This is a genomic window from Paraburkholderia caribensis (assembly GCF_002902945.1).
In the GTDB taxonomy this organism is placed as follows: Bacteria; Pseudomonadota; Gammaproteobacteria; order Burkholderiales; family Burkholderiaceae; genus Paraburkholderia; species Paraburkholderia caribensis.
On record NZ_CP026101.1, the window covers coordinates 552802 to 572632 of the forward strand.

Below are 19831 nucleotides of genomic sequence, written 5' to 3' on the forward strand. Positions count from 1 at the left end.
GGCATGAGCCAGGTATAAACCGAACCCGCATCAAAGATCGCGGCAAAAGTTTCCATGCTGCGGCCGGATTCCGGGTTATTTCCGCCGAGCCGGCGCACAGCGTAAGGATTTTTTTGTATAGTGCGCCGGTTGGTGCGACACGCACGCTCGTGTCCGGGCAGTCCCAACGTAAGGGACATCGACTAGCGGTGTTTGGAGACGTCTTTAAGAGTCTGACCAGCTGCGAAAAGTGCAATGTGGGCCTCACGAAGCCCGTTTGTCTCTGCACTTCTGTAACGACAGCGAACCCGGTGGGGTATGCCGAGATCGCCAAAGCGATGTCCGGTCGTACGTCTCGCCGGCCATCGCATTGCATTGACCTGATTACCGTCAGGTTCCGCCCCGTCAGCGGCTTCATCTCCGCTGACAAAGCGGAGTTGGAGTATGTAATTCCCGCGCCTTCGGGCTAGGGGTTCGTTACGCGATACGAGCGAAAGCTCGGGGTGTCATTGTTCTACCTCGCCAGCGGTTTTGGGCGAGGGAGTGAACCTGCTGTACGACCAGCAGTAGCCTAGGAAGACATGCGTCATTGGCAACGGTGGGGTGTGAAGCTCTTCTGACAACGTAGCCCCCGGAGGTTTCGGGCGGGCCGCTTCCGCGAGGAGACGGTCTGGAGACTCCCAGCAGCAAGGGGGTTGAGGAGCAAGGCTGGCTGATATGGTTAATGTAAGTGAACTGCTGATAAACCTCGTAAGCACTGAGGAGCCAAAGCTGCTTGAACATTGGGCTCTAACCAAAAGGTACGTGGCTGGTTAATCCGCTCAACCGTCGGATTACGTCGTCACTCAGCCACCGGGGAAGAGGCAGAACCTACGTCAGTCGTGTGACATGCCGGGAACGTGGTAAGCCTGTATGGTTGCCAGCGCGGTCAGGCTGGCAGGCGAACCGCAAGGGACGCTGTTGATTGTGCAGGTATGGGAGGACGGAAAAAGCGAATGCCGGGCTGTAATGGTCCGGATAGGGGTTGGGACATTACCCTACGCGATAAGCGGGCAGACTTCCGTCTGGTCTACCGTCGCAGGGCGGCTGACTACCCTCTGTAACTTGGTTAGATGCGGGCGCATGCGCCCGTATTGTGGTTTCTGTCCGAGATATGAGTGCATGCGCTCATATTGAGGTTTCTGTTGTTCCCCAGCGGGGTGTGTCTTCCCCGCTGGGGGAGATGCGCCTTCTGCCGGGGATCTAATCCAAGGTAGGAGAGCAGCATGAAAGTATCTGGTCGAAAGACCGGATCTGCGCTTTCCCACGCGCCTGACAACTGGCACGCCGTAGATTGGCGTCGGGTTGAACGGAACGTGCGAGGGATGCAGATTCGAATTGCGAAGGCGACGCGGGAAGGTGACTGGCGCAGGGTGAAAGCCCTGCAACGGATGCTGACCCGCACGTTGTCCGCAAAGTTGTATGCGGTGCGACGTGTTACGCAGAATCAGGGTGCGCGAACGGCTGGAGTCGATCGCGAGCTATGGGATTCGCCTGAGAGCCGATGGGAAGCCGTCGGCAGGTTGAAGCGGCTCGGGTATAGGCCTCTGCCTTTACGGAGGGTCTTTATCCCCAAGGCCAATGGGAAGGAGCGCCCTTTGGGCATTCCGACCATGCGGGACAGGGCGATGCAAGCCCTGTATCTGCTGGCCTTGGAGCCGGTAGCAGAGTCGACGAGTGACCCGAACTCTTATGGGTTCAGGCTTAACCGTTCGACGGCTGATGCCATGTCTCAGATTTTCGTTGTCATGGCCCGTCGCAGATCAGCGCAATGGGTACTTGAAGCGGACATCAAAGGATGCTTTGACCACATCAACCACAAGTGGTTGGAAAGCAATGTCCCGATGGACAGGGTGATCCTCCGCAAATGGTTGAAAGCTGGCCTGATTTACAAAGGGCAGCTGCAGGCGACGATGGCCGGTACGCCGCAGGGAGGCATCATCTCTCCGACGCTGGCAAACGTGACGTTGAACGGGCTGGAACGTGAACTGATTGCGCGGCTCACTGCGAAATTTGGACTCGGGAAGGCGAAGAAGCTGAAAGTGAATGTGGTGCGATACGCGGACGACTTCGTCATTACCGGCGACTCGAAAGAGATACTGGAACGCGAAGTCAGGCCTTGGATAGAAGCCTTCCTTGAAGTGCGGGGATTGCAACTATCGGAGGAGAAGACACGGATCGTGCATATTGACGAAGGCTTTGATTTCCTTGGGTGGAACTTCCGGAAGTACTCGGGAACGCTACTCATCAAGCCAAGCAAGAAGAACGTGCAGACGTTCTATCGCAAGGTGGCGGATACGATCAGCGGTCATAAGGCGGTCAAGCAGGAGGAGTTAATCCGCCTGCTCAATCCGATACTACGGGGCTGGGCGCAATATCACTGCCCTGTAGTGGCCAAGCAGGCGTACAGCCGCATGGAGTCGTTGGTGTTTCAGCGGCTCTGGCGGTGGTCCAAGCGGCGGCATCCAAACAAGAACGCCGACTGGGTGAGGCGGAAGTACTTTCACTCCGTTGGTAATCGGCATTGGGTGTTCGCTGCTCCTGTCATTCGCGAAGACGGTAGTAAGGGGCTGCTTGAGTTGTACCAAATCAGCGGTACGGAAATCAGGCGCCACAAGAAGGTCAAGGGGGAATTCAATCCCTTCGATCTCGTGTGGGAGCAGTACGGCGAGCATCTGCGGCAGGAGCGTATGTGGGATTCGATGCGCTACCGGAAGCAATGGGGTTCGCTGTATATGTCACAGAGCGGGCGGTGTGCGCACTGTGGCTGTGCCCTGACCGACGAGACTGGCTGGCACGACCATCATCTGGAGTATCGGATGCATGGCGGTTCAGACGCTCTGTCGAACAGGGTTCTGCTTCACCCGGACTGCCACCGGCAAGTGCACGTTGGTAAACTTGTCGTAGCTAAGCCGGCTCCGTTGCTGCACTAACGGGGCTTTGTATAAGAACTATGTAGGCTCGAGCCGTATGCGGGGAAACTCGCACGTACGGTTCCTAGGGGGCCCCTCTTCCGCAAGGAAGGGGGGCTACCCTACCTGACGTCCCCGGTTACTCATGCCCACCCCCTTCGCACGCTATCTTTCACTGTTCCTGCTGGCGTGTGCGTTGATCCTGCCGTATGCAGTGGTCAACCACACGTATCCGATTCCGACCTTCTACGCCGAGTTCACGGCGCTGTCGCTCTATCTGCTGCTGGGCGCGGGCATCGCGTTTCTGGTGTCGACGGCACGGCCGCGCGTCGCGTTCGCGTCGCCCGTTGCCGCGCTCGTGCCGCTCGGGTTCGGGCTCGTGCTGGTCGCGCAGTCGCTCGTACTACCAGTCGCGCAACCGTCGATGAACTGGCTCGGCGCCGGCTTCCTGCTTGCCGCGTTCATGGCCACGCACGCCGGCTTTGGTTTCAGCCGGGCGAATCTGACGGAAAACGCGTTCACGGTGGCGGCGTTCGCGCTGGTCGTGGGCGGCCTCTTCGCGGTGTTCTGCCAAACCATCCAGCTGTTTCACCTCGAGGTCAAGGTGACGCCGCTCGTGGTTGCCTACAGCGTGCTGACCGAGCGCCGGCCGTTCGGCAACATGGCGCAGGCCAATCACCTTGCAACATACATCGCGTTCGCAACGGCGGGTGCGATGTACCTCGTGCAGACGCGGCGCATCAACGTGTTCATCTGGCTGCTCGTGTCGGCGATCTTTTCGGGCGGCCTGGCGTTGACCGTGTCGCGCGGACCGTGGCTGCAGATGGGCGTGATCGTCGTCGCGGGGTTCTGGATGGCGTTTGCCGAACAGCGCCGCAATCCGTCGCGCCGCCGCAGCAACCGCGAGTGGTTGATTCCCGTCGTGCTCGCCGTATTGTTCTTCGCGGTGAATGCGGCGATCCGCTGGGCGAACGTTCACTACGATCTCGGTCTGGCCCAGTCCGCTGCCGAGCGCATGAAGGATTCGAGCCAGATTGCACCGCGCCTCGCGCTGTGGAAGTACGGCTGGACGATGTTCCGCACGCATCCGTTGCTAGGTGTCGGCTGGGGCGAATTTCCGCGCTACCAGTACGATCTTGCGAAAGCGCTGGGCGGCGTCGAGATTGCCAATAACTCGCACGACATCTTTATCGATTTGCTGGCTAAGACGGGGCTGATCGGACTGGGTATCGTGCTGCTCGGTCTCGCTGCCTGGTTCGTGCGCGTCGTGCGTGCGCCGCATACGGCCGCGCGCGTGTTCGGTCTCGCGCTGATCGGCGTGCTGGTGATGCATGCGCTCGTCGAGTATCCGCAGCAGTACATGTTCTTCCTGCTGCCGGCGATGTTCGTGATCGGCCTGCTCGACACGAAGCCGCTGCGGCTGATTCCGGGCGGCATGTCGTTCGGCGCGTTCCTTGTGATCGTGTTCGGCGGACTGGCTGCGCTGTATCCGATCTACCGCGACTATGCGCGTTCCGAAGTGCTGTATTACGGCTCGCGTCCGTTCGACCAGTATCGTGAAGACCCGTCGTTCCTGTTCGGCGCGTGGGGCGAGTACGGGATGGCGACGCTCTTGCCGATGAACTCGCAGGATCTGCCGCACAAGCTCGCGATGCATCGCCAGGCGATGGCGCTGTTGCCGGGCGAAACGGTGCTGCGCCGTTACGCGGTGTTGCAGGCGTTGAGCGGCGACACCAACGGTGCGTTCGATACCGTCGACCGTCTGAAGATCTTCGCCGAGGAACTGCATGACTGGCCTTCGCAGCTCGCCTATCTGTACGATTTGTGCGATCAGCAGAAGACGCTGGGGGCGTTCAAGGCGGAACTGATGAAGAAGTACGGCACGCCGCCGAAGGACATCAACAATAGCGATGACGAAGAGGGCGACGACGAGGATTGATGCCTCGGCCGTCAAGTACGAAGGCGGCGCGTCGGACGCGCCGCCGCTTCAGCGAGAGTGGGGAACCCTTAACAGGCAAGCTACGCAGGCGCGCCGCAAAACCTCACTCCGCCACCCAATCTCCCGACTTCCCGCCGTGTTTCTCAAGCACTCGAACATCGGTGATGGTCATCCCGCGATCTACGGCCTTGCACATGTCGTAGACCGTCAGCAGCCCGACCTGCACGGCCGTCAGCGCTTCCATCTCGACCCCCGTTCTGCCGAGCGTCTCGACCTGCACGCGACAATGCACCGCAGGGCCCGACTCGTCCAGCTCGAAATCGACGGCAACGCGGGTGAGCGCCAGCGGATGACACAAGGGAATCAGATCGGCGGTGCGCTTCGCGCCCTGGATCGCGGCGATGCGCGCGATGCCGATCACGTCGCCTTTCTTCGCTTCGCCTTTGCGGATCAGGTCGAACGTGGCGGGCAGCATGCGGATCGTGCCGCGCGCGACCGCGATGCGTTTCGTCTCCGCCTTGCCGCCTACGTCGACCATATGCGCCTGGCCGGCTGCGTCGAAATGAGTGAGTTCGGGCATGGTTGGCTCCTTCAGAGGGCGCCTATCATAGCAGCGCGAGCGTCCCGGGGCAGTCGGGCGCGGGACGGCGAAGAATCACGATAGCGCACAAAGCGTGCGGATGCCTGATTGTGGGCAACCCGCCATCCACGCACCGACTGGGAGCCGAAGCGCCCACCGCACCCGGTACAATCGAAAACAAGGCCTGTTTCTTCCGGCACCTTACGCCGCTTTCGATTTCGCCCATCGTCCGCAATGCGTCTGAAACGGTTTCTCGCTGCATTGTTGTCCGTCACGCTCGCCGTCCCGCCCGCGATCATCGCGCAGCCGTCGAACCTGTCGGAACTGCCGCTCGTCACCGGGCCGCTCGACACGTACGGCGCGACAGCCGTGCCGCCCGACATCGCACCAGGCGTGTTCGGTCTCTACGGCGGCGCGCAGTCGCGCTTCGCGGGTAACCCCGGCGGCAACGCGAGCCTGCGCGCGCCCATGTCGACCCAGCAGTTGCCCGATCTCGGCGATGGCTCGGGTGGCTCGCTCACGCCGCAAGCCGAACGCAAGCTCGGCGAACGTGTGATGCGCGAAGTCCGCGCCGATCCCGACTATATCGACGACTGGCTCGTGCGCGACTATCTGAACTCGATCTCCGAGAAGCTCGCCGCGGCCGCGAGCGCGCAGTTCATCGGCGGCTATCGTCCTGACTTCGATCTGTTCGCGATGCGCGACGCGCAGATCAACGCTTTCTCGTTGCCGGGCGGCTTCATCGGCGTGAATACCGGGCTGATCGTTGCGACGCAGACGGAATCGGAACTCGCGTCCGTCGTCGGACACGAAATGGGTCACGTGCTGCAACGGCACATCGCGCGGATGATCACGGCGGGCGAGCACAGCGGCTACGCGGCGCTCGCGAGCATGTTGCTCGGCGTGCTGGCGGGCGTCCTCGCGCATAGCGGCGATCTGGGCAGCGCGATCGCCATCGGCGGGCAGGCCTATGCGGTCGACAGCCAGTTGCGTTTCTCGCGCGCGGCCGAGCACGAAGCCGACCGGGTCGGCTTCCAGATGCTCGCGGGCGCGGGTTATGACCCGTATGGAATGGTGTCGTTCTTCGAGCGGCTCGACCGCGCGTCGATGAGCGACGCGGGCGCGCCCGCCTACGCGCGCACGCACCCGCTGACGGGCGAGCGGATCGCCGATATGTCCGACCGCGCGCGCCGCGCACCTTACCGGCAGCCGCGCCAGTCGTCGGAATATGCGTTCGTGCGCGCACGGGCGCGCGTGCTGCAGGACCGCTCACGCAGCGAATACGCGGACGACATCTCACGGATGCGCTCCGAAGTCGAAGACCGTACCGCGCTGAACGTGGCGGGCAACTGGTACGGCATCGCGTACGCGCAGATGCTGCTCGAGCGCTACGACGACGCTTCGGCTTCGCTGGCGACGGCGCGCGCCGCGTTCGACGCCAACGAGCGCGCCGAAGGCGATCCTTCGCGCAGTTCGCCGAGCCTCGACGTGCTCGCGGTCGACATCGCCCGGCGCGCCGGCCGCAACGACGAAGCCGTGCGTCTCGCGGAAATCGCGCAAAAGCGCTGGCCGCAATCTCACGCGGCCATCGAGATGCGCCTGCAGACGCTGCTCACCGCACGCCGTTTCGGCGAAGCACAGGTGCAGGCCCAGCGCGAGACGCGCGCCGATCCGCAGCAGCCCGTCTGGTGGCGTTACCTTGCGCAGGCGAGCGTCGGCACGGGTGATGCGCTGACGCAGCATCGCGCGCTCGCGGAGAAGTTCGCGCTGGAAGGCGCCTGGCCGTCGGCGATCCGGCAGTTGAAGGAAGCACGCGACATCAAGTCGGTCGGCTACTACGACCTCGCGACGATCGACGCGCGCCTGCATGAGTTCGAGGCGCGCTATAAGGAAGAGCGCGAAGACGAGAAGAGCAGCAGCTAGCGGTTGGCTTAAGGCGAGGGCAGGCCGCGCGCAGCGACACGCGCCGCCGGACTTGCGACGAATCCGAAGCGCTTTTCGACCTCGGCCTTGCGCAAGGGCTCGAGCTTCAAGACCTCGCCGTCGCGCCAGCGGAAGGCACCGCTTTGGCCGTCGCTCGCAAGATCCGCGTGCTCGGAGAAAAGATCGAGATCGTGGTCGTGCAGCACGGCGGTACGCGCGGGCGTGGAGCGATCGATGAAGAGAATGCCGCCTTCGTCGTCCAGATACGCAGCAGCCGGCTCGAACGCTGCGCCGCCCTGATCCGTCAACATGAGTGTTTCGCTACCGTCGTCACGGGCGAGCCGCACGACGAAAGGTGTGTAGCCGAGTTCGACATACACGCGCTGCGGCCCGTTCTGGAAGAACCATTGGCCTGTCTCGTCGGCTTCGTAGTTGCGGTTGATGAAGCCGAGCAGGGCCGTATGCCGGATCGGCTCACCGGGCGCGCCTGCGGCTTGCGCCGCTTCGTCGCGCATACGCCAGTTGCCGCGCCGGTCGAGCAGCAGCCAGCCGGTGCAATGCGGCACGTTCGGCCATTTGGCCAATGCCTGCTTGACGATGTCATCCATGTCGCGTGAACGGGTCGAAGTAGCCGAAGACCCGGCGCGAAAGCCAGTCGATCCGGCCGGGGAAGGGGCCCGTCATGAAGCCGACGTGTCCGCCATGCTCCGGTTGATCGAGTTCCACCGCCGATGATACCTCGCTGCACGACGGCAGCACCGCGCCCGGCAGGAACGGGTCGTTGCGGGCGTTGAGCACGAGCGTCGGCACGGTGATTTCGGGAAGGAGCGGGCGCGTGGTCGAACGCGTCCAGTAGTCGTCCGCGTCGCGAAAACCGTGCAACGGCGCCGTCACGACCTCGTCGAACGCGTGCATCGTGCGGCTGGCGAGCATGTCGTTCAGATCGAAGAGGCCGGGATACTGTTCGAGCTTTTGCTGCGCCTTCAGCTTGAGCGTCTTCAGGAAGCTGCGTGTGTAGATCAACCCGAAGCCTTGCGACAGCGCGCGGCCGCCCGCGTGCACGTCGAGCGGCGCGGAGATCGCCGCGGCCGCCGCGATGATCTCCGCGTCCTCGCGCCGCTCGCCGAGCCAGCGCAGCAGCACGTTGCCGCCCAGCGACACGCCGGCAGCCACGATCGGCCCCGGATGCTGCTCGCGCAGCCGCCGCAGCACCCAATCGACTTCGTTGCTGTCGGCGAGGTGATAGAAGCGCGGCAACAGGTTCATCGGACCGCTGCAACTGCGAAAGTGCGGCACGACGCCATGCCAGCCGCGCAGCTGGGCGCTTGCCATCAAGGTGCGCGCGTAGTGGGAGTCCGAACTGCCTTCGAGTCCGTGAAAGAGTACGAACAGCGGCGCGTCGGCGGCGGCGGGAGAGGCCGCGAGCGGATCGGACACCAGCCAGTCGAGATCGATGAAATCGCCGTCCGGCGTATCCCAACGCTCGCGCCGGTAGGTCACCTCGGGGCGGCGGCCGAACAGCGCGGGAACGATGGTCTGGATGTGGCTATTGGGAAGCCAGAGCGGGGCGCGGTACAGCATGTCGACGGTCGCTTCGACCGACGTGCCCACAGCAGCCTCAACGGCAGCCGCGGCTGTATCGAGGGCCGGTCTGGAAGAAGCGTTATTGTCGTGGGTCGTGCTCATGCCAACACCGGTATTCAGTCGAAGCCCCGGGTCATGGTTTCGCCGGGACTTCCGTCAAGCTGGTCTCGCGGGGCGCGTCAGTGCAGCGCGCCCTGACCATGTCTCATTTTGGCAGCAAACTGCGAGGCAGTTTCGTTCGGCATCGCACTCGCATGAATATGCGCGATTTTCCATTCGCCGCGCTCATGGACCATCACATAGGTGGTGAAGATCATCGCCGGCACGGCGGCCGGGTCGGCGGGCCGGTGCGCTTCGGCAATCGCGTAGACGACGGTGCCGAGACTGTCGTAAACGCGGATGTCGAGCGGCTCGATCGACACCGGCTGCGCTTCGAGCTGAACGGTCAGCCCCGAGCGGATCGCGTCGAGACCATGCAGATGCGAGCCGTCGGCGCAGATACAACTGACAAATTCCTCGTCGATCCACAAGCCCATCAAACTGTCGAGATTGACCTCCGCGACTGCCTGGTAATAGGCATTCAACGTGTCCGCAGCGGCTTCGAAGATGTGGGCAAAACGTGGCATAGCTCGTCAGTCTCTTGCGCGCAAGGCGCGCGGTTGCGGTCAGTGATGTGCAGCAGGCCATTCGCCAGCATGCTCGCGCCTCAAGACGCGGGCATGACGCTGCAGGCGGCGCGGGACGTCGCCCCGCGAGCACAGCAGGCCCTTCGACGCTCAGCGTTGCGCGAGCAACATTCCACGCAGATCGTCGAATACCTGTTCGGCACTCAGTTGCCGCAGGCAGTTCAGATGGCCCAACGGACATTCGCGCTGAAAGCACGGACTGCACTCGAGATGCAGCCATTGTACCTTTGCGAGGTCCGACAAGGGCGGCGTGTGGCGCGGATCGGTCGATCCGTACACGGCCACGAGCGGTCGGCGCAGCGCGGCTGCGACGTGCATCAGCCCGGAGTCGTTGGTGACGACGGCGCTCGCCCGCGAGATCAGCGCGCAGGCCTCGCCCAGCGCCGTCTGGCCGCACAGGTTGCGCACGTTCGGCGCGCGGTCGGCAATGGCCTGGGCGATGGGCGCGTCTTTCGGCGAACCGAGCGCGACGATCTTCGTGTACGGGAACGACTGGCCGACCATCTGCGCGAGCGCTGCGAAATGCTCGGGCGGCCAGCGCTTGGCCGGGCCGTACTCCGCGCCGGGGCAGAACACCAGCAGCGGCACACGCGTGTCCAGATTGAAGCGCGTCGACACGCGCGACGCTTCGTTCAGGTCGGCGTCGAGCCGCGGCGGCGGCAGATCCTCGGGCACTTTCGCGCCGGGCGCGTAAGCGAGAGCCGCGTATTGGCCGACCATCGGCGGACGCGCGTCCTTGCGCGGGTTCGCGTGCCGCACGTTCAACAGCCCGTAGCGGCTTTCGCCCGTGTAGCCGATGCGCAGCGGAATGCCCGCCATCCACGGAATCAGTGCGGACTTCAGCGAATTGGGCAGCACGTAAGCCGCGTCATAGCCGACGTCACGCAAATCGCTCGCAAGCTGCCAGCGGCGCAGCATCTGCAGCTTGCCGTGGGCGAGATCGGTCGCGTAGACATCGCGGATTTCCGGCATCCGTTCGAGCACGGGCGCGACCCAGCTGGGCGCGACGGCATCGATCGCGATGCGCGGATGCAATTTCACGAGGCGCGCAAACAGCGGCTGCGCCATCAATGCGTCACCGATCCAGTTCGGTGCGATAACCAACGCGCGACGCATCAGGGTGAGTTTCCGATGTCGAAAATAAGGCGCCGCGCGCACGAGGCGCGCGGTGCCGGGTTGTCAGGGAATGTGGACTGCAGCCCAGGCTATATCGGCGCGCGCGGCGGGAAGTTCCGCCTTCCGCCTGCCCGATTCAGCGATGCGCGGCCGCAGCCCATGCGGCAGACAAGCAGTGCAGCGGATCAGTGACCCTTGATCACTTCGCCGTCGCGCAGCTTGTAGCGCGTGCTGCAGTAGGGGCAGCGCGCTTCGCCGTGCGTCACGTCGATAAAGACGCGCGGATGGTTGCTCCAGCGCGGCATCGACGGGTTCGGGCAATACGCGGGAAGATCTTTCGCCGACAGTTCGACCAGCGGCATTTCCTTGATTTCGCTCATAGGGACTTTCTCGTTGTATGCACAAGGCGGGCGCGTCCGGCTTTCTGCCTGCGACGCGCCCGCCGGGATTCAGATCTTCGTCAGCCAGTGCGCGTACTTCGCGCTCTTGCCGTTCACGATGTCGAAGAAGCCCGATTGCAGCTTCTCCGTGATCGGGCCGCGCGTGCCCGAGCCGATCGTGCGGTTGTCGAGTTCGCGGATGGGCGTGACTTCGGCGGCCGTACCCGTGAAGAACGCTTCGTCGCACGTATAGACTTCGTCGCGCGTGATGCGCTTTTCGATCACTTCGATGCCCGCGTCTTTCGCCAGCGTGATCACCGTGTCGCGCGTGATGCCGTCGAGGCACGACGAGAGGTCGGGCGTGTACAGCTTGCCGTTGTTCACGAGGAAGAAGTTCTCGCCCGAGCCTTCCGACACATAACCGTCGACGTCGAGCAGCAGCGCTTCGTCGTAGCCGTCGGCCGTGGCTTCCTGGTTCGCGAGGATCGAGTTGACGTACCAGCCCGACGCCTTCGCGCGGACCATGGAGACGTTCACGTGATGGCGCGTGAACGACGAGGTCTTCACGCGGATGCCCTTCTTGATGCCGTCTTCGCCAAGATAGGCGCCCCACGGCCAGGCGGCGATCGCGACGTGGATGGTGTTGCCCTTGGCCGACACGCCCAGCTTTTCCGAGCCGACCCAGATGATCGGGCGCAGGTAGCACGACTCCAGCTTGTTCTCGCGGACCACTTCGCGCTGTGCTGCGGCGAGCGTTTCGTGGTCGAACGGAACGTCCATCTGGAAGATCTTGGCCGAGTTCAGCAGGCGCTTGGTGTGTTCCTGAAGACGGAAGATCGACGTGCCGCCGTCAGCCGTCTTGTAGGCGCGCACGCCTTCGAAGACGCCCATGCCGTAGTGCAGCGTATGGGTGAGGACGTGGATCTTGGCGTCGCGCCAGTCGATGAGCTTGCCATCCATCCAGATCTTGCCGTCGCGGTCGGCCATTGACATACGATTCTCCTGGCAGTGCGGGTTCGCGGGGTCGCGGGTTGTTCGGATTGTGACGTTTGATCGTGACGTCGCTTATGACGTTCGACTGAGGCGTCGGTTTCGGCGCGTGGCGCAACCACGACAGATGCGTTCGGGCCACGCGGCGAAAAGCGATATTTTAGCGTCTTTTGCACAATCAACGGGCATTTGCGGGCACCCCGGACGCTATAATCCGGCGGTCGCTGAAAACTAACCGGATGCGCCAGCGGCTGCTACACGATCTGGCGCTGACCCCCTGCCATCGTGGCGCTCGTCGCGCCGCGCTGCATTCGCCTCATGCTCGCTCGTTTGTCCGATCTCGACCGCCGCGCTTTCCGTGATGGCGCGCGCGCCTACTCGCCCACCTTGATGGCGATCTTCTCCTGGGGCCTCGTGACGGGCATCGCGATGAGCAAGTCGGTGATGACCGTGCCGCAGTCGCTCGCGATGTCGCTGCTGGTCTACGCAGGCTCGTCGCAGCTGGCCGTGCTGCCGCTCATGCTCGCCAAGCTGCCCGTCTGGACGATCCTGCTGACGGCCGCGATGGTCAACACGCGCTTCGTCATCTTCAGCGCGGGCCTCGCACCGCATTTTTCCTATCTGCCGCTGTGGCGCCGGTTGCTGGTCGGCTATTTCAACGGCGACGTCATCTATCTGCTGTTCCAGAAGAAAGCCTTCCAGCCAGGCTATGTACCCGGCAAGGAAGCGTATTTCTGGGGCATGGCCGTCTCGAGCTGGCTGTCGTGGCAGGTCTCGTCGATCATCGGCATTCTGCTGGCCAGCCTCTTTCCCGATAACTGGGGTCTTTCGCTCGCGGGCACGCTCGCGCTGATTCCCGTGATGGTGTCGGCGATTTCGTCGCGCTCCACGCTGGCGGCCGTGAGCGTCGCGGGCATCGTCGCGCTGGTCGCATTCGATCTGCCGTATCGCCTCGCGCTGCCGCTCGCCGTGATCACGGCGATCCTCGCGGGCACCGCCGCCGACGCGCTGATCGAGCGCGCCGATCTGCGCCGCATCCGCAACCACACGGAAACAGCGGGACGTCCGGGACATTCGGGAGATTCGCGATGAGCACGCTGCAGATCTGGCTCGCGATTATCGGCATGACGTTTGTCACAGCGCTGACACGCGCGCTGTTTCTGATCGGAGGGGAGCGCACGGTGCTGCCGGAGCGCGCGCAACGGATGCTGCGTTACGCGCCCGCGGCGGCGCTGGCGGCTGTCGTCGTGCCGGACGTGCTCGTGACGGACAGCGGCGTGTCCATCGCGCTGTCGAATCACGAGCTGTACGGCACGCTCGCGGGCCTCGCGTGGTTCCTGTGGCGGCGGACGATGCTCGGCACAATCGTCGTCGGGATGCTGGTGTTCACGGCGCTGCGGCTGATTTTCTGAAGGCGGTCGCCGGCGCGCGTGTGAATGTTGCGCTGCAATATCGCGCAACGCCCGCTGCAGCCGGCAAATACTGGGATTCGCTCGGACGGGCTTAGATCGGTCCGTCGATCGGTTAAAATGGCTGTCTCCCGGAACACGCGCGAACCTGCCGGCACCGTTCTCGATTGGCTGTTCGCGCAGCGTCCGCACCGCCTTCCAATCAACTCGCATATCAATCATGAAACAGGTATTGCGTCTCTCCGATCTGATCGCCGAAGGCAAACTATCCGGCAAACGCGTGTTCATCCGCGCCGACCTGAACGTGCCGCAGGACGACGCCGGCAACATCACCGAAGACACCCGCATCCGCGCTTCCGTGCCTGCCATCAAGTCCGCGCTGGACGCGGGCGCGGCCGTCATGGTCACGTCGCACCTGGGCCGCCCGACGGAAGGCGACTTCAAGCCCGAAGACTCGCTCGCGCCCGTCGCGAAGCGTCTCGCCGAACTGCTCGGCCGCGACGTGCCGCTGGTGCAGAACTGGGTGGAGAACGGCGTGAACGTCGCGCCGGGCCAGGTCGTGCTGCTCGAAAACTGCCGCGTGAACAAGGGCGAAAAGAAGGATTCCGACGAGCTCGCGCAGAAAATGGCGAAGCTTTGCGACATCTACGTGAACGACGCGTTCGGCACTGCGCACCGTGCCGAAGCGACCACGCACGGCATCGCGAAGTACGCGCCGGTGGCGTGCGCGGGCCCGCTGCTCGCGGCCGAACTCGAAGCGCTCAGCAAGGCGCTCGGCGCACCGAAGCGTCCGCTGGTGGCAATCGTCGCGGGCTCGAAGGTGTCCACCAAGCTGACCATTCTCAAGTCGCTGGCCGACAAGGTCGATCAGCTGATCGTCGGCGGCGGCATCGCGAACACGTTCATGCTGGCGGCTGGCCTGAAGATCGGCAAGTCGCTGGCCGAAGCGGATCTCGTCGAAGAAGCGAAGGCCATCATCGAAGCCGCGAAGGCACGCGGCGCATCGGTGCCGATTCCGTCGGACGTGGTCACCGCGAAGGAGTTCTCGCCCGCCGCCAAGGCCGAAATCAAGCAGGTTGCCGATGTGCAGGACGACGACCTGATCCTCGACATCGGACCGGAAACAGCGAAGGCGCTCGCGTCGCAGCTCGAAAAGGCCGGCACGATCGTCTGGAACGGCCCGGTCGGCGTGTTCGAGTTCGACCAGTTCGGCAACGGCACGAAGACGCTTGCGGAAGCCATCGCGAAGTCGTCGGCGTACTCGATTGCAGGCGGCGGCGACACGCTCGCGGCCATCGCCAAATATGGCATCCACGACAAGGTGAGCTATATCTCGACAGGCGGCGGCGCTTTCCTCGAGTTCCTCGAGGGCAAGAAGCTGCCCGCAGTCGCTGTGCTGGAATCGCGGGCCTGATAATGGCGACGCGCTCCCCCAACAAGCCTCAGAAGACGCGCAACGCGTCGCGCACGGCAGCGGCAGGGGAGCGCGCAGCGCGCTCCGCACAAGCGCTGCAACCCGAGGGCGCCCAAGCGGCGGCCTCGCAACTTTCCGGCAACGCGCCAGTGGCACAGACCGCAGCCGTTGCCGAAGATCAGAATACCGAACTGGCTGTGATCGATGTCGCGCAACATGACGCGGACACGGCAGCCGTTTCAAGTGCAACGGTGTCTCTCGCCTCAAACACCGAAGCCGATGCATCTCGACTCACGGCGCGTGACGCGCCGCGGGCAGCAGATATCGCAGCAGTCCCCCACGATTCGACGCCGGGCCTTCAAGGTTCGAAGGGAACGAACGGCGCACCACCCCATGTAGCACCGGTCGTTGCGCAGCCTCCGCATCCGACTCCCAACGTTCATCCCAGCGATCCCATCCAGACGAGGAGACTCATGCATCGCGCCACCAAGATTGTCGCAACCATCGGACCCGCATCCAGCACGCAGGACATCTTGCTGCAGATGATTCAGGCGGGCGCCGACGTGGTGCGTCTCAACTTCTCGCACGGCACCGCCGACGATCATCGTCAACGCGCGGAGTTCGTACGTGAAGCGGCCCGGCAGGCAGGCCGCGAGGTCGGCATCATGGCTGACCTGCAAGGCCCGAAAATTCGTGTCGGCAAGTTCGAAAACGGCAAGACCACGCTGGTCGCCGGCAATACCTTCATCCTCGACGCCGAGTGCGAGCTCGGCAACGACGACCGCGTCGGCCTCGACTACAAGGACCTGCCGCGCGACCTGAAACCCGGCGACACGCTGCTGCTCAACGACGGCCTGATCGTGCTGAGCGTTGCGCGCGTGATCGGCAACGAGATTCATACCGTCGTGAAGATCGGCGGCGACCTGTCGAACAACAAGGGCATCAACCGCCAGGGCGGCGGCCTGACGGCGCCTGCGCTGACCGCGAAGGACATGGAAGATATCCGCACGGCGATGTCGCTCGGCGCGGACTACGTGGCCGTGTCGTTCCCGAAGAACGCGACGGACATGGAAATGGCGCGTCAACTCGCGAATATCGCGGGCGCGCCGTATGGCATCAAGCCGAAGATGATCGCGAAGATCGAGCGCGCCGAGGCCATCCCGGCGCTGCAAGGCATTCTCGATGCGTCGGACGGCATCATGGTCGCGCGCGGCGACCTCGCGGTCGAAGTCGGCAACGCGGCGGTGCCCGCGCTGCAAAAGCGCATGATCAAGATGGCGCGCGACGCCAACAAGTTCGTCATCACGGCCACGCAGATGATGGAGTCGATGATCCACGCACCCGTGCCGACCCGCGCCGAAGTGTCGGACGTCGCGAACGCGGTGCTGGACGGCACGGACGCCGTGATGCTGTCGGCGGAATCGGCGGCGGGCAAGTATCCGGTGCAGACCATCGAAACCATGGCCGCCATCTGCGTCGAAGCCGAGAAGTCCGAGCATGTCGAACTGGACAAGGATTTCCTCGACCGCACGTTCACGCGCATCGACCAGTCGATCGCCATGGGCGCGCTGTTCACCGCTTACCACCTGGGCGCCAAGGCGATCGTCGCGTTGACCGAATCGGGTTCGACGGCGCTGTGGATGTCGCGTCACTGGACGCATGTGCCGATTTTCGCGCTCACGCCCCGTACGGGCAGCGAGCGCGCCATGGCGATCTACCGCAACGTGACGTCGCTGCACCTCGACACCAGCAGCGACCGCGACATCGCGCTCGCGCAGGCCCTCGAAGTGGTGGTCGGCAAGGGTTACGCGGCGCGCGGCGACATGGTGGTGCTGACGGTCGGCGAGCCGATGGGCCAGGCGGGCGGCACGAACACACTGAAGATCGTGCGGGTCGGCGAGCCGGTCTGACAGCGTCAGATCGGCCAGCCATAAACCGCCGTCAGAGCGAGTCAAGGCACGCAAACCCGGCAAGCCGGAAACGGCGCAGCTGAACGGCACGCGTGAAGCAGAGTGCCGTGTCCCCGAAAGAGGCGGCGTACCCCAGTTTGGGAGAGGGCGCTCGGGACACGGTCTGCTTCGCGATAAAATTGCACGAAATTGCATAAATAGATGCCGTCGGCACAGATTTCGTTTCAATCTATGGAGTAATCAATGCCTCTCGTATCAATGCGTCAACTGCTGGACCATGCCGCCGAACACGGTTATGGCCTTCCGGCATTCAACGTAAACAATCTGGAGCAGGTGCAGGCCATCATGGCGGCGGCGGATCAGGTCAATGCGCCCGTGATCATGCAGGCGTCGGCTGGCGCGCGTAAGTACTCGGGCGAGCCGTTCCTGCGCCATCTGATCGAAGCGGCTGTGGAGTCGTATCCGCACATTCCCGTCGTGATGCACCAGGACCACGGTCAGTCGCCGGCAGTCTGCATGGCCGCGATCCGCAGCGGTTTCACGAGCGTGATGATGGACGGTTCGCTCGAAGCCGACGGCAAGACGGTGGCGTCGTACGAGTACAACGTGGATGTGTCGCGCAAGGTCGTCGAAGCGGCCCATTCGATCGGCGTGACGGTCGAGGCGGAACTGGGCGTGCTCGGTTCGCTGGAAACGATGAAGGGCGACAAGGAAGACGGCCACGGCGCGGAAGGCACGATGACGCGCGAGCAACTGCTTACGGACGTCGAGCAGGCGGCGGACTTCGTGAAACTCACGCAGTGCGACGCACTGGCGATTGCCATTGGCACGTCGCACGGCGCGTACAAGTTCTCGAAGAAGCCGACGGGCGATATCCTGTCCATTCAACGCATCAAGGAAATTCACCAGCGCATTCCGAACACGCACCTGGTGATGCACGGTTCGTCGTCGGTGCCGCAGGAACTGCTGGCGGAAATCCGCGAATTCGGCGGCGACATGAAGGAAACCTACGGCGTGCCCGTCGAGGAAATCCAGGAAGGCATCAAGTACGGCGTGCGCAAGGTCAATATCGACACCGATCTGCGTCTTGCCATCACGGGCGCGATCCGCCGCTACATGGCGGAAAACCCGTCGAAGTTCGATCCGCGCGACTACCTGAAGCCGGCTCGCGAAGCCGCGAAGAAGGTGTGCGTGGACCGTTATCTGGCGTTCGGCTGCGAAGGCCAGGCGTCGAAGATCAAGCCGGTCTCGCTGGAAAAGATCGCTGAGAAGTACAAGGCGGGCGAGCTCGCGCAAGTCGTTCGCTAAGCGGCGCGCGGGCGCCGTGCGGCGCCCGTTTGCTCGCTGTTTGCGGTTGTCTGCGCGTTGTTTGCGCATTGTTCGAGTAGTACGCAGCTGGCCATCTGGCCAGGTTGTCGTCAGATCGCCGTTCCCGCATGATCAGGGGAACGGCGTTTCCCTTTTGTTCCGGGCAGTGTTTGCCCCATTTTTGTGAATCACGACGATGTCTACCCTCTACGAATCCACGCTCCGCTCGCTGCCGCTGCTCGGCCGCGGCAAGGTCCGCGACAACTACGCGGTGGGCAACGACCAGCTGCTGATCGTCACGACGGACCGTCTGTCCGCGTTCGACGTCATCATGGGCGAGCCGATTCCGAGCAAGGGTCGCGTGCTGAACCAGATGGCGAATTTCTGGTTCGACAAGCTCGCGCACGTCGTGCCGAATCATTTGACGGGCGTCGCGCCCGAAACGGTCGTCGCGCCTGACGAGGTCGAGCAGGTGAAGGGCCGCGCGGTCGTGGTCAAGCGCCTCGAGCCGATTCTCGTCGAAGCGGTGGTGCGCGGTTATCTGGCGGGCAGCGGCTGGAAGGACTATCAGGCGACGGGCGCCGTGTGCGGCGTGCAGTTGCCGGAAGGCCTGCAGAACGCACAAAAGCTGCCCGAGCCGATCTTCACGCCGGCAGCGAAGGCCGAAATGGGCCACCACGACGAAAACATCACATACGAAGAGATGGAGCGCCGCATCGGCACCGAACTGTCGGCGACGATTCGCGACATCTCGATCCGCCTGTACAAGGAAGCAGCCGACTACGCGGCCACGCGCGGCATCATCATCGCCGACACGAAGTTCGAATTCGGTCTGGACGACAAGGGCCAGCTGTACCTGATGGACGAAGCGCTGACGGCGGATTCGTCGCGCTTCTGGCCGGCGGATCAGTACCAGGTCGGCACGAACCCGCCATCGTTCGACAAGCAGTTCGTGCGCGACTGGCTCGAAACCCAGCCGTGGAAGAAAGAGCCGCCCGCGCCGAAGCTGCCGGACGAAGTCGTCACGAAAACGGCCGAGAAGTACCAGGAAGCGCTCGAGCGCTTGACGGGCCAGAAACTGGCCTGAGCGCCACGCATACGGAAAACAGGCAAGATGAGTGAAGTCCAGACAGCACATACGCACAACGCGCCGCTCGTCGGCGTGTTGATGGGTTCCAGTTCCGACTGGGACGTCATGAAGAATGCGGTCGCGATCCTGCAGGAATTCGGCGTGCCGTACGAAGCGAAGGTCGTGTCCGCGCACCGCATGCCGGACGAAATGTTCGCCTATGCTGAAAGCGCGCGCGAACGCGGCATCCGCGCGATCATCGCGGGCGCGGGCGGCGCGGCGCATTTGCCGGGCATGCTCGCGGCGAAGACGACGGTGCCCGTGCTGGGCGTGCCCGTTGCGAGCAAGTATCTGAAGGGCGTCGATTCGCTGCATTCAATCGTGCAGATGCCCAAGGGCGTGCCCGTCGCGACGTTCGCGATCGGCGAAGCAGGCGCTGCGAATGCCGCGCTGTTCGCGGTGTCGCTGCTGTCCGGCACGTCGCCGGAATATGCGGAGAAGCTCGCGGCGTTCCGCGTGCGCCAGAACCAGGCGGCGCATGCAATGACGCTGCCGCCGCTGTAACGCTTACCAGTGAGACGTCGCCGTGCGAC

At 63.6% G+C, this 19831-nt stretch carries 17 protein-coding genes; 10 read left to right on the plus strand and 7 right to left on the minus strand.

All coding sequences use genetic code 11. The features are described from left to right. Window positions 1-1244: 1244 nt before the first annotated feature. Both ltrA and C2L66_RS02445 read left to right on the plus strand, forming a co-directional pair. Window positions 1245-2951 (plus strand): group II intron reverse transcriptase/maturase, encoded by a 1707-nt coding sequence (gene ltrA / locus C2L66_RS02440; RefSeq protein WP_060602274.1) that lies wholly within the window; start codon window positions 1245-1247, stop codon window positions 2949-2951. A 124-nt stretch (window positions 2952-3075) separates the two neighbouring features. Beyond that, complete coding sequence (locus tag C2L66_RS02445) at window positions 3076-4869, plus strand: PglL family O-oligosaccharyltransferase (RefSeq protein ID WP_060602271.1); 1794 nt, start codon at window positions 3076-3078, stop codon at window positions 4867-4869. A 103-nt stretch (window positions 4870-4972) separates the two neighbouring features. On the opposite strand, the gene moaC is transcribed toward C2L66_RS02445, so the two are convergent. Continuing rightward, entirely contained in the window at window positions 4973-5449 is a 477-nt protein-coding gene (gene moaC / locus C2L66_RS02450) for a cyclic pyranopterin monophosphate synthase MoaC (protein ID WP_060602269.1), read from the minus strand. A 234-nt stretch (window positions 5450-5683) separates the two neighbouring features. On the opposite strand from moaC, the gene C2L66_RS02455 reads away from it, so the two are divergent. Continuing rightward, window positions 5684-7372, plus strand: coding sequence for a M48 family metalloprotease (locus tag C2L66_RS02455; RefSeq protein WP_060602266.1), 1689 nt, complete (start codon window positions 5684-5686; stop codon window positions 7370-7372). An 8-nt stretch (window positions 7373-7380) separates the two neighbouring features. Here C2L66_RS02455 and C2L66_RS02460 read toward each other — a convergent pair whose 3' ends face one another. The 6 genes from C2L66_RS02460 to C2L66_RS02485 all read right to left on the minus strand — a co-directional run bounded on the left by C2L66_RS02460 (window position 7381) and on the right by C2L66_RS02485 (window position 12131). Further along, complete coding sequence (locus C2L66_RS02460) at window positions 7381-7980, minus strand: DUF2946 family protein (RefSeq protein WP_060602261.1); 600 nt, start codon at window positions 7978-7980, stop codon at window positions 7381-7383. Further along, window positions 7973-9058: a hydrolase gene (locus C2L66_RS02465; RefSeq protein ID WP_233444925.1), complete on the minus strand. Its 1086-nt coding sequence runs from the start codon at window positions 9056-9058 to the stop codon at window positions 7973-7975. Before C2L66_RS02465 ends, C2L66_RS02460 begins: the two co-directional genes overlap by 8 nt. A gap of 77 nt (window positions 9059-9135) precedes the next feature. Then, a complete protein-coding gene (locus C2L66_RS02470) occupies window positions 9136-9582 on the minus strand; it encodes a nuclear transport factor 2 family protein (RefSeq protein ID WP_054929780.1) in 447 nt (148 codons plus the stop codon). Between the two features lie 150 nt (window positions 9583-9732). Next, window positions 9733-10758 carry a lipopolysaccharide heptosyltransferase II gene (waaF, locus tag C2L66_RS02475; RefSeq protein WP_054929781.1) on the minus strand — a complete coding sequence of 342 codons (1026 nt, stop codon included), beginning with the start codon at window positions 10756-10758 and terminating at the stop codon, window positions 9733-9735. Window positions 10759-10943: 185 nt separating this feature from the next. Next, window positions 10944-11138, minus strand: coding sequence for a zinc-finger domain-containing protein (locus C2L66_RS02480; RefSeq protein WP_007590092.1), 195 nt, complete (start codon window positions 11136-11138; stop codon window positions 10944-10946). A 69-nt stretch (window positions 11139-11207) separates the two neighbouring features. Further along, a complete protein-coding gene (locus C2L66_RS02485) occupies window positions 11208-12131 on the minus strand; it encodes a branched-chain amino acid transaminase (RefSeq protein ID WP_054929782.1) in 924 nt (307 codons plus the stop codon). Window positions 12132-12446: 315 nt separating this feature from the next. On the opposite strand from C2L66_RS02485, the gene C2L66_RS02490 reads away from it, so the two are divergent. The 7 genes from C2L66_RS02490 (at window position 12447) to purE (ending at window position 19802) form a co-directional block, all read left to right on the plus strand. Continuing rightward, on the plus strand, window positions 12447-13220 hold the full coding sequence (locus tag C2L66_RS02490) for an AzlC family ABC transporter permease (protein ID WP_054929783.1): 774 nt from the start codon (window positions 12447-12449) through the stop codon (window positions 13218-13220). Then, the gene (locus tag C2L66_RS02495) at window positions 13217-13540 is read left to right on the plus strand and encodes an AzlD domain-containing protein (RefSeq protein WP_035986440.1); all 324 of its coding nucleotides are present in this window, start codon (window positions 13217-13219) and stop codon (window positions 13538-13540) included. Before C2L66_RS02490 ends, C2L66_RS02495 begins: the two co-directional genes overlap by 4 nt. 217 nt (window positions 13541-13757) lie before the next feature. After that, entirely contained in the window at window positions 13758-14951 is a 1194-nt protein-coding gene (locus C2L66_RS02500) for a phosphoglycerate kinase (RefSeq protein WP_060602258.1), read from the plus strand. 473 nt (window positions 14952-15424) lie between these two features. After that, a complete protein-coding gene (gene pyk / locus C2L66_RS02505; protein WP_054929810.1) occupies window positions 15425-16861 on the plus strand; it encodes a pyruvate kinase in 1437 nt (478 codons plus the stop codon). Window positions 16862-17104: 243 nt separating this feature from the next. Next, window positions 17105-18169, plus strand: coding sequence for a class II fructose-bisphosphate aldolase (gene fba / locus C2L66_RS02510; RefSeq protein WP_035986436.1), 1065 nt, complete (start codon window positions 17105-17107; stop codon window positions 18167-18169). 196 nt (window positions 18170-18365) lie between these two features. Continuing rightward, window positions 18366-19256 (plus strand): phosphoribosylaminoimidazolesuccinocarboxamide synthase, encoded by an 891-nt coding sequence (locus C2L66_RS02515; protein ID WP_007581426.1) that lies wholly within the window; start codon window positions 18366-18368, stop codon window positions 19254-19256. Window positions 19257-19283: 27 nt separating this feature from the next. Beyond that, window positions 19284-19802, plus strand: a complete 519-nt coding sequence (gene purE, locus C2L66_RS02520; protein ID WP_054929785.1) for a 5-(carboxyamino)imidazole ribonucleotide mutase — start codon at window positions 19284-19286, stop codon at window positions 19800-19802. Window positions 19803-19831: the final 29 nt, after the last annotated feature.

Coding starts and splice junctions, on each gene's coding strand:
- ltrA (WP_060602274.1), top strand. CDS start 1,245: ATGAAAGTATCTGGTCGAAAGACCGGATCTGCGCTTTCCCACGCGCCT.
- C2L66_RS02445 (WP_060602271.1), top strand. CDS start 3,076: ATGCCCACCCCCTTCGCACGCTATCTTTCACTGTTCCTGCTGGCGTGT.
- moaC (WP_060602269.1), bottom strand. CDS start 5,449: ATGCCCGAACTCACTCATTTCGACGCAGCCGGCCAGGCGCATATGGTC.
- C2L66_RS02455 (WP_060602266.1), top strand. CDS start 5,684: ATGCGTCTGAAACGGTTTCTCGCTGCATTGTTGTCCGTCACGCTCGCC.
- C2L66_RS02460 (WP_060602261.1), bottom strand. CDS start 7,980: ATGGATGACATCGTCAAGCAGGCATTGGCCAAATGGCCGAACGTGCCG.
- C2L66_RS02465 (WP_233444925.1), bottom strand. CDS start 9,058: ATGAGCACGACCCACGACAATAACGCTTCTTCCAGACCGGCCCTCGAT.
- C2L66_RS02470 (WP_054929780.1), bottom strand. CDS start 9,582: ATGCCACGTTTTGCCCACATCTTCGAAGCCGCTGCGGACACGTTGAAT.
- waaF (WP_054929781.1), bottom strand. CDS start 10,758: ATGCGTCGCGCGTTGGTTATCGCACCGAACTGGATCGGTGACGCATTG.
- C2L66_RS02480 (WP_007590092.1), bottom strand. CDS start 11,138: ATGAGCGAAATCAAGGAAATGCCGCTGGTCGAACTGTCGGCGAAAGAT.
- C2L66_RS02485 (WP_054929782.1), bottom strand. CDS start 12,131: ATGTCAATGGCCGACCGCGACGGCAAGATCTGGATGGATGGCAAGCTC.
- C2L66_RS02490 (WP_054929783.1), top strand. CDS start 12,447: ATGCTCGCTCGTTTGTCCGATCTCGACCGCCGCGCTTTCCGTGATGGC.
- C2L66_RS02495 (WP_035986440.1), top strand. CDS start 13,217: ATGAGCACGCTGCAGATCTGGCTCGCGATTATCGGCATGACGTTTGTC.
- C2L66_RS02500 (WP_060602258.1), top strand. CDS start 13,758: ATGAAACAGGTATTGCGTCTCTCCGATCTGATCGCCGAAGGCAAACTA.
- pyk (WP_054929810.1), top strand. CDS start 15,425: ATGCATCGCGCCACCAAGATTGTCGCAACCATCGGACCCGCATCCAGC.
- fba (WP_035986436.1), top strand. CDS start 17,105: ATGCCTCTCGTATCAATGCGTCAACTGCTGGACCATGCCGCCGAACAC.
- C2L66_RS02515 (WP_007581426.1), top strand. CDS start 18,366: ATGTCTACCCTCTACGAATCCACGCTCCGCTCGCTGCCGCTGCTCGGC.
- purE (WP_054929785.1), top strand. CDS start 19,284: ATGAGTGAAGTCCAGACAGCACATACGCACAACGCGCCGCTCGTCGGC.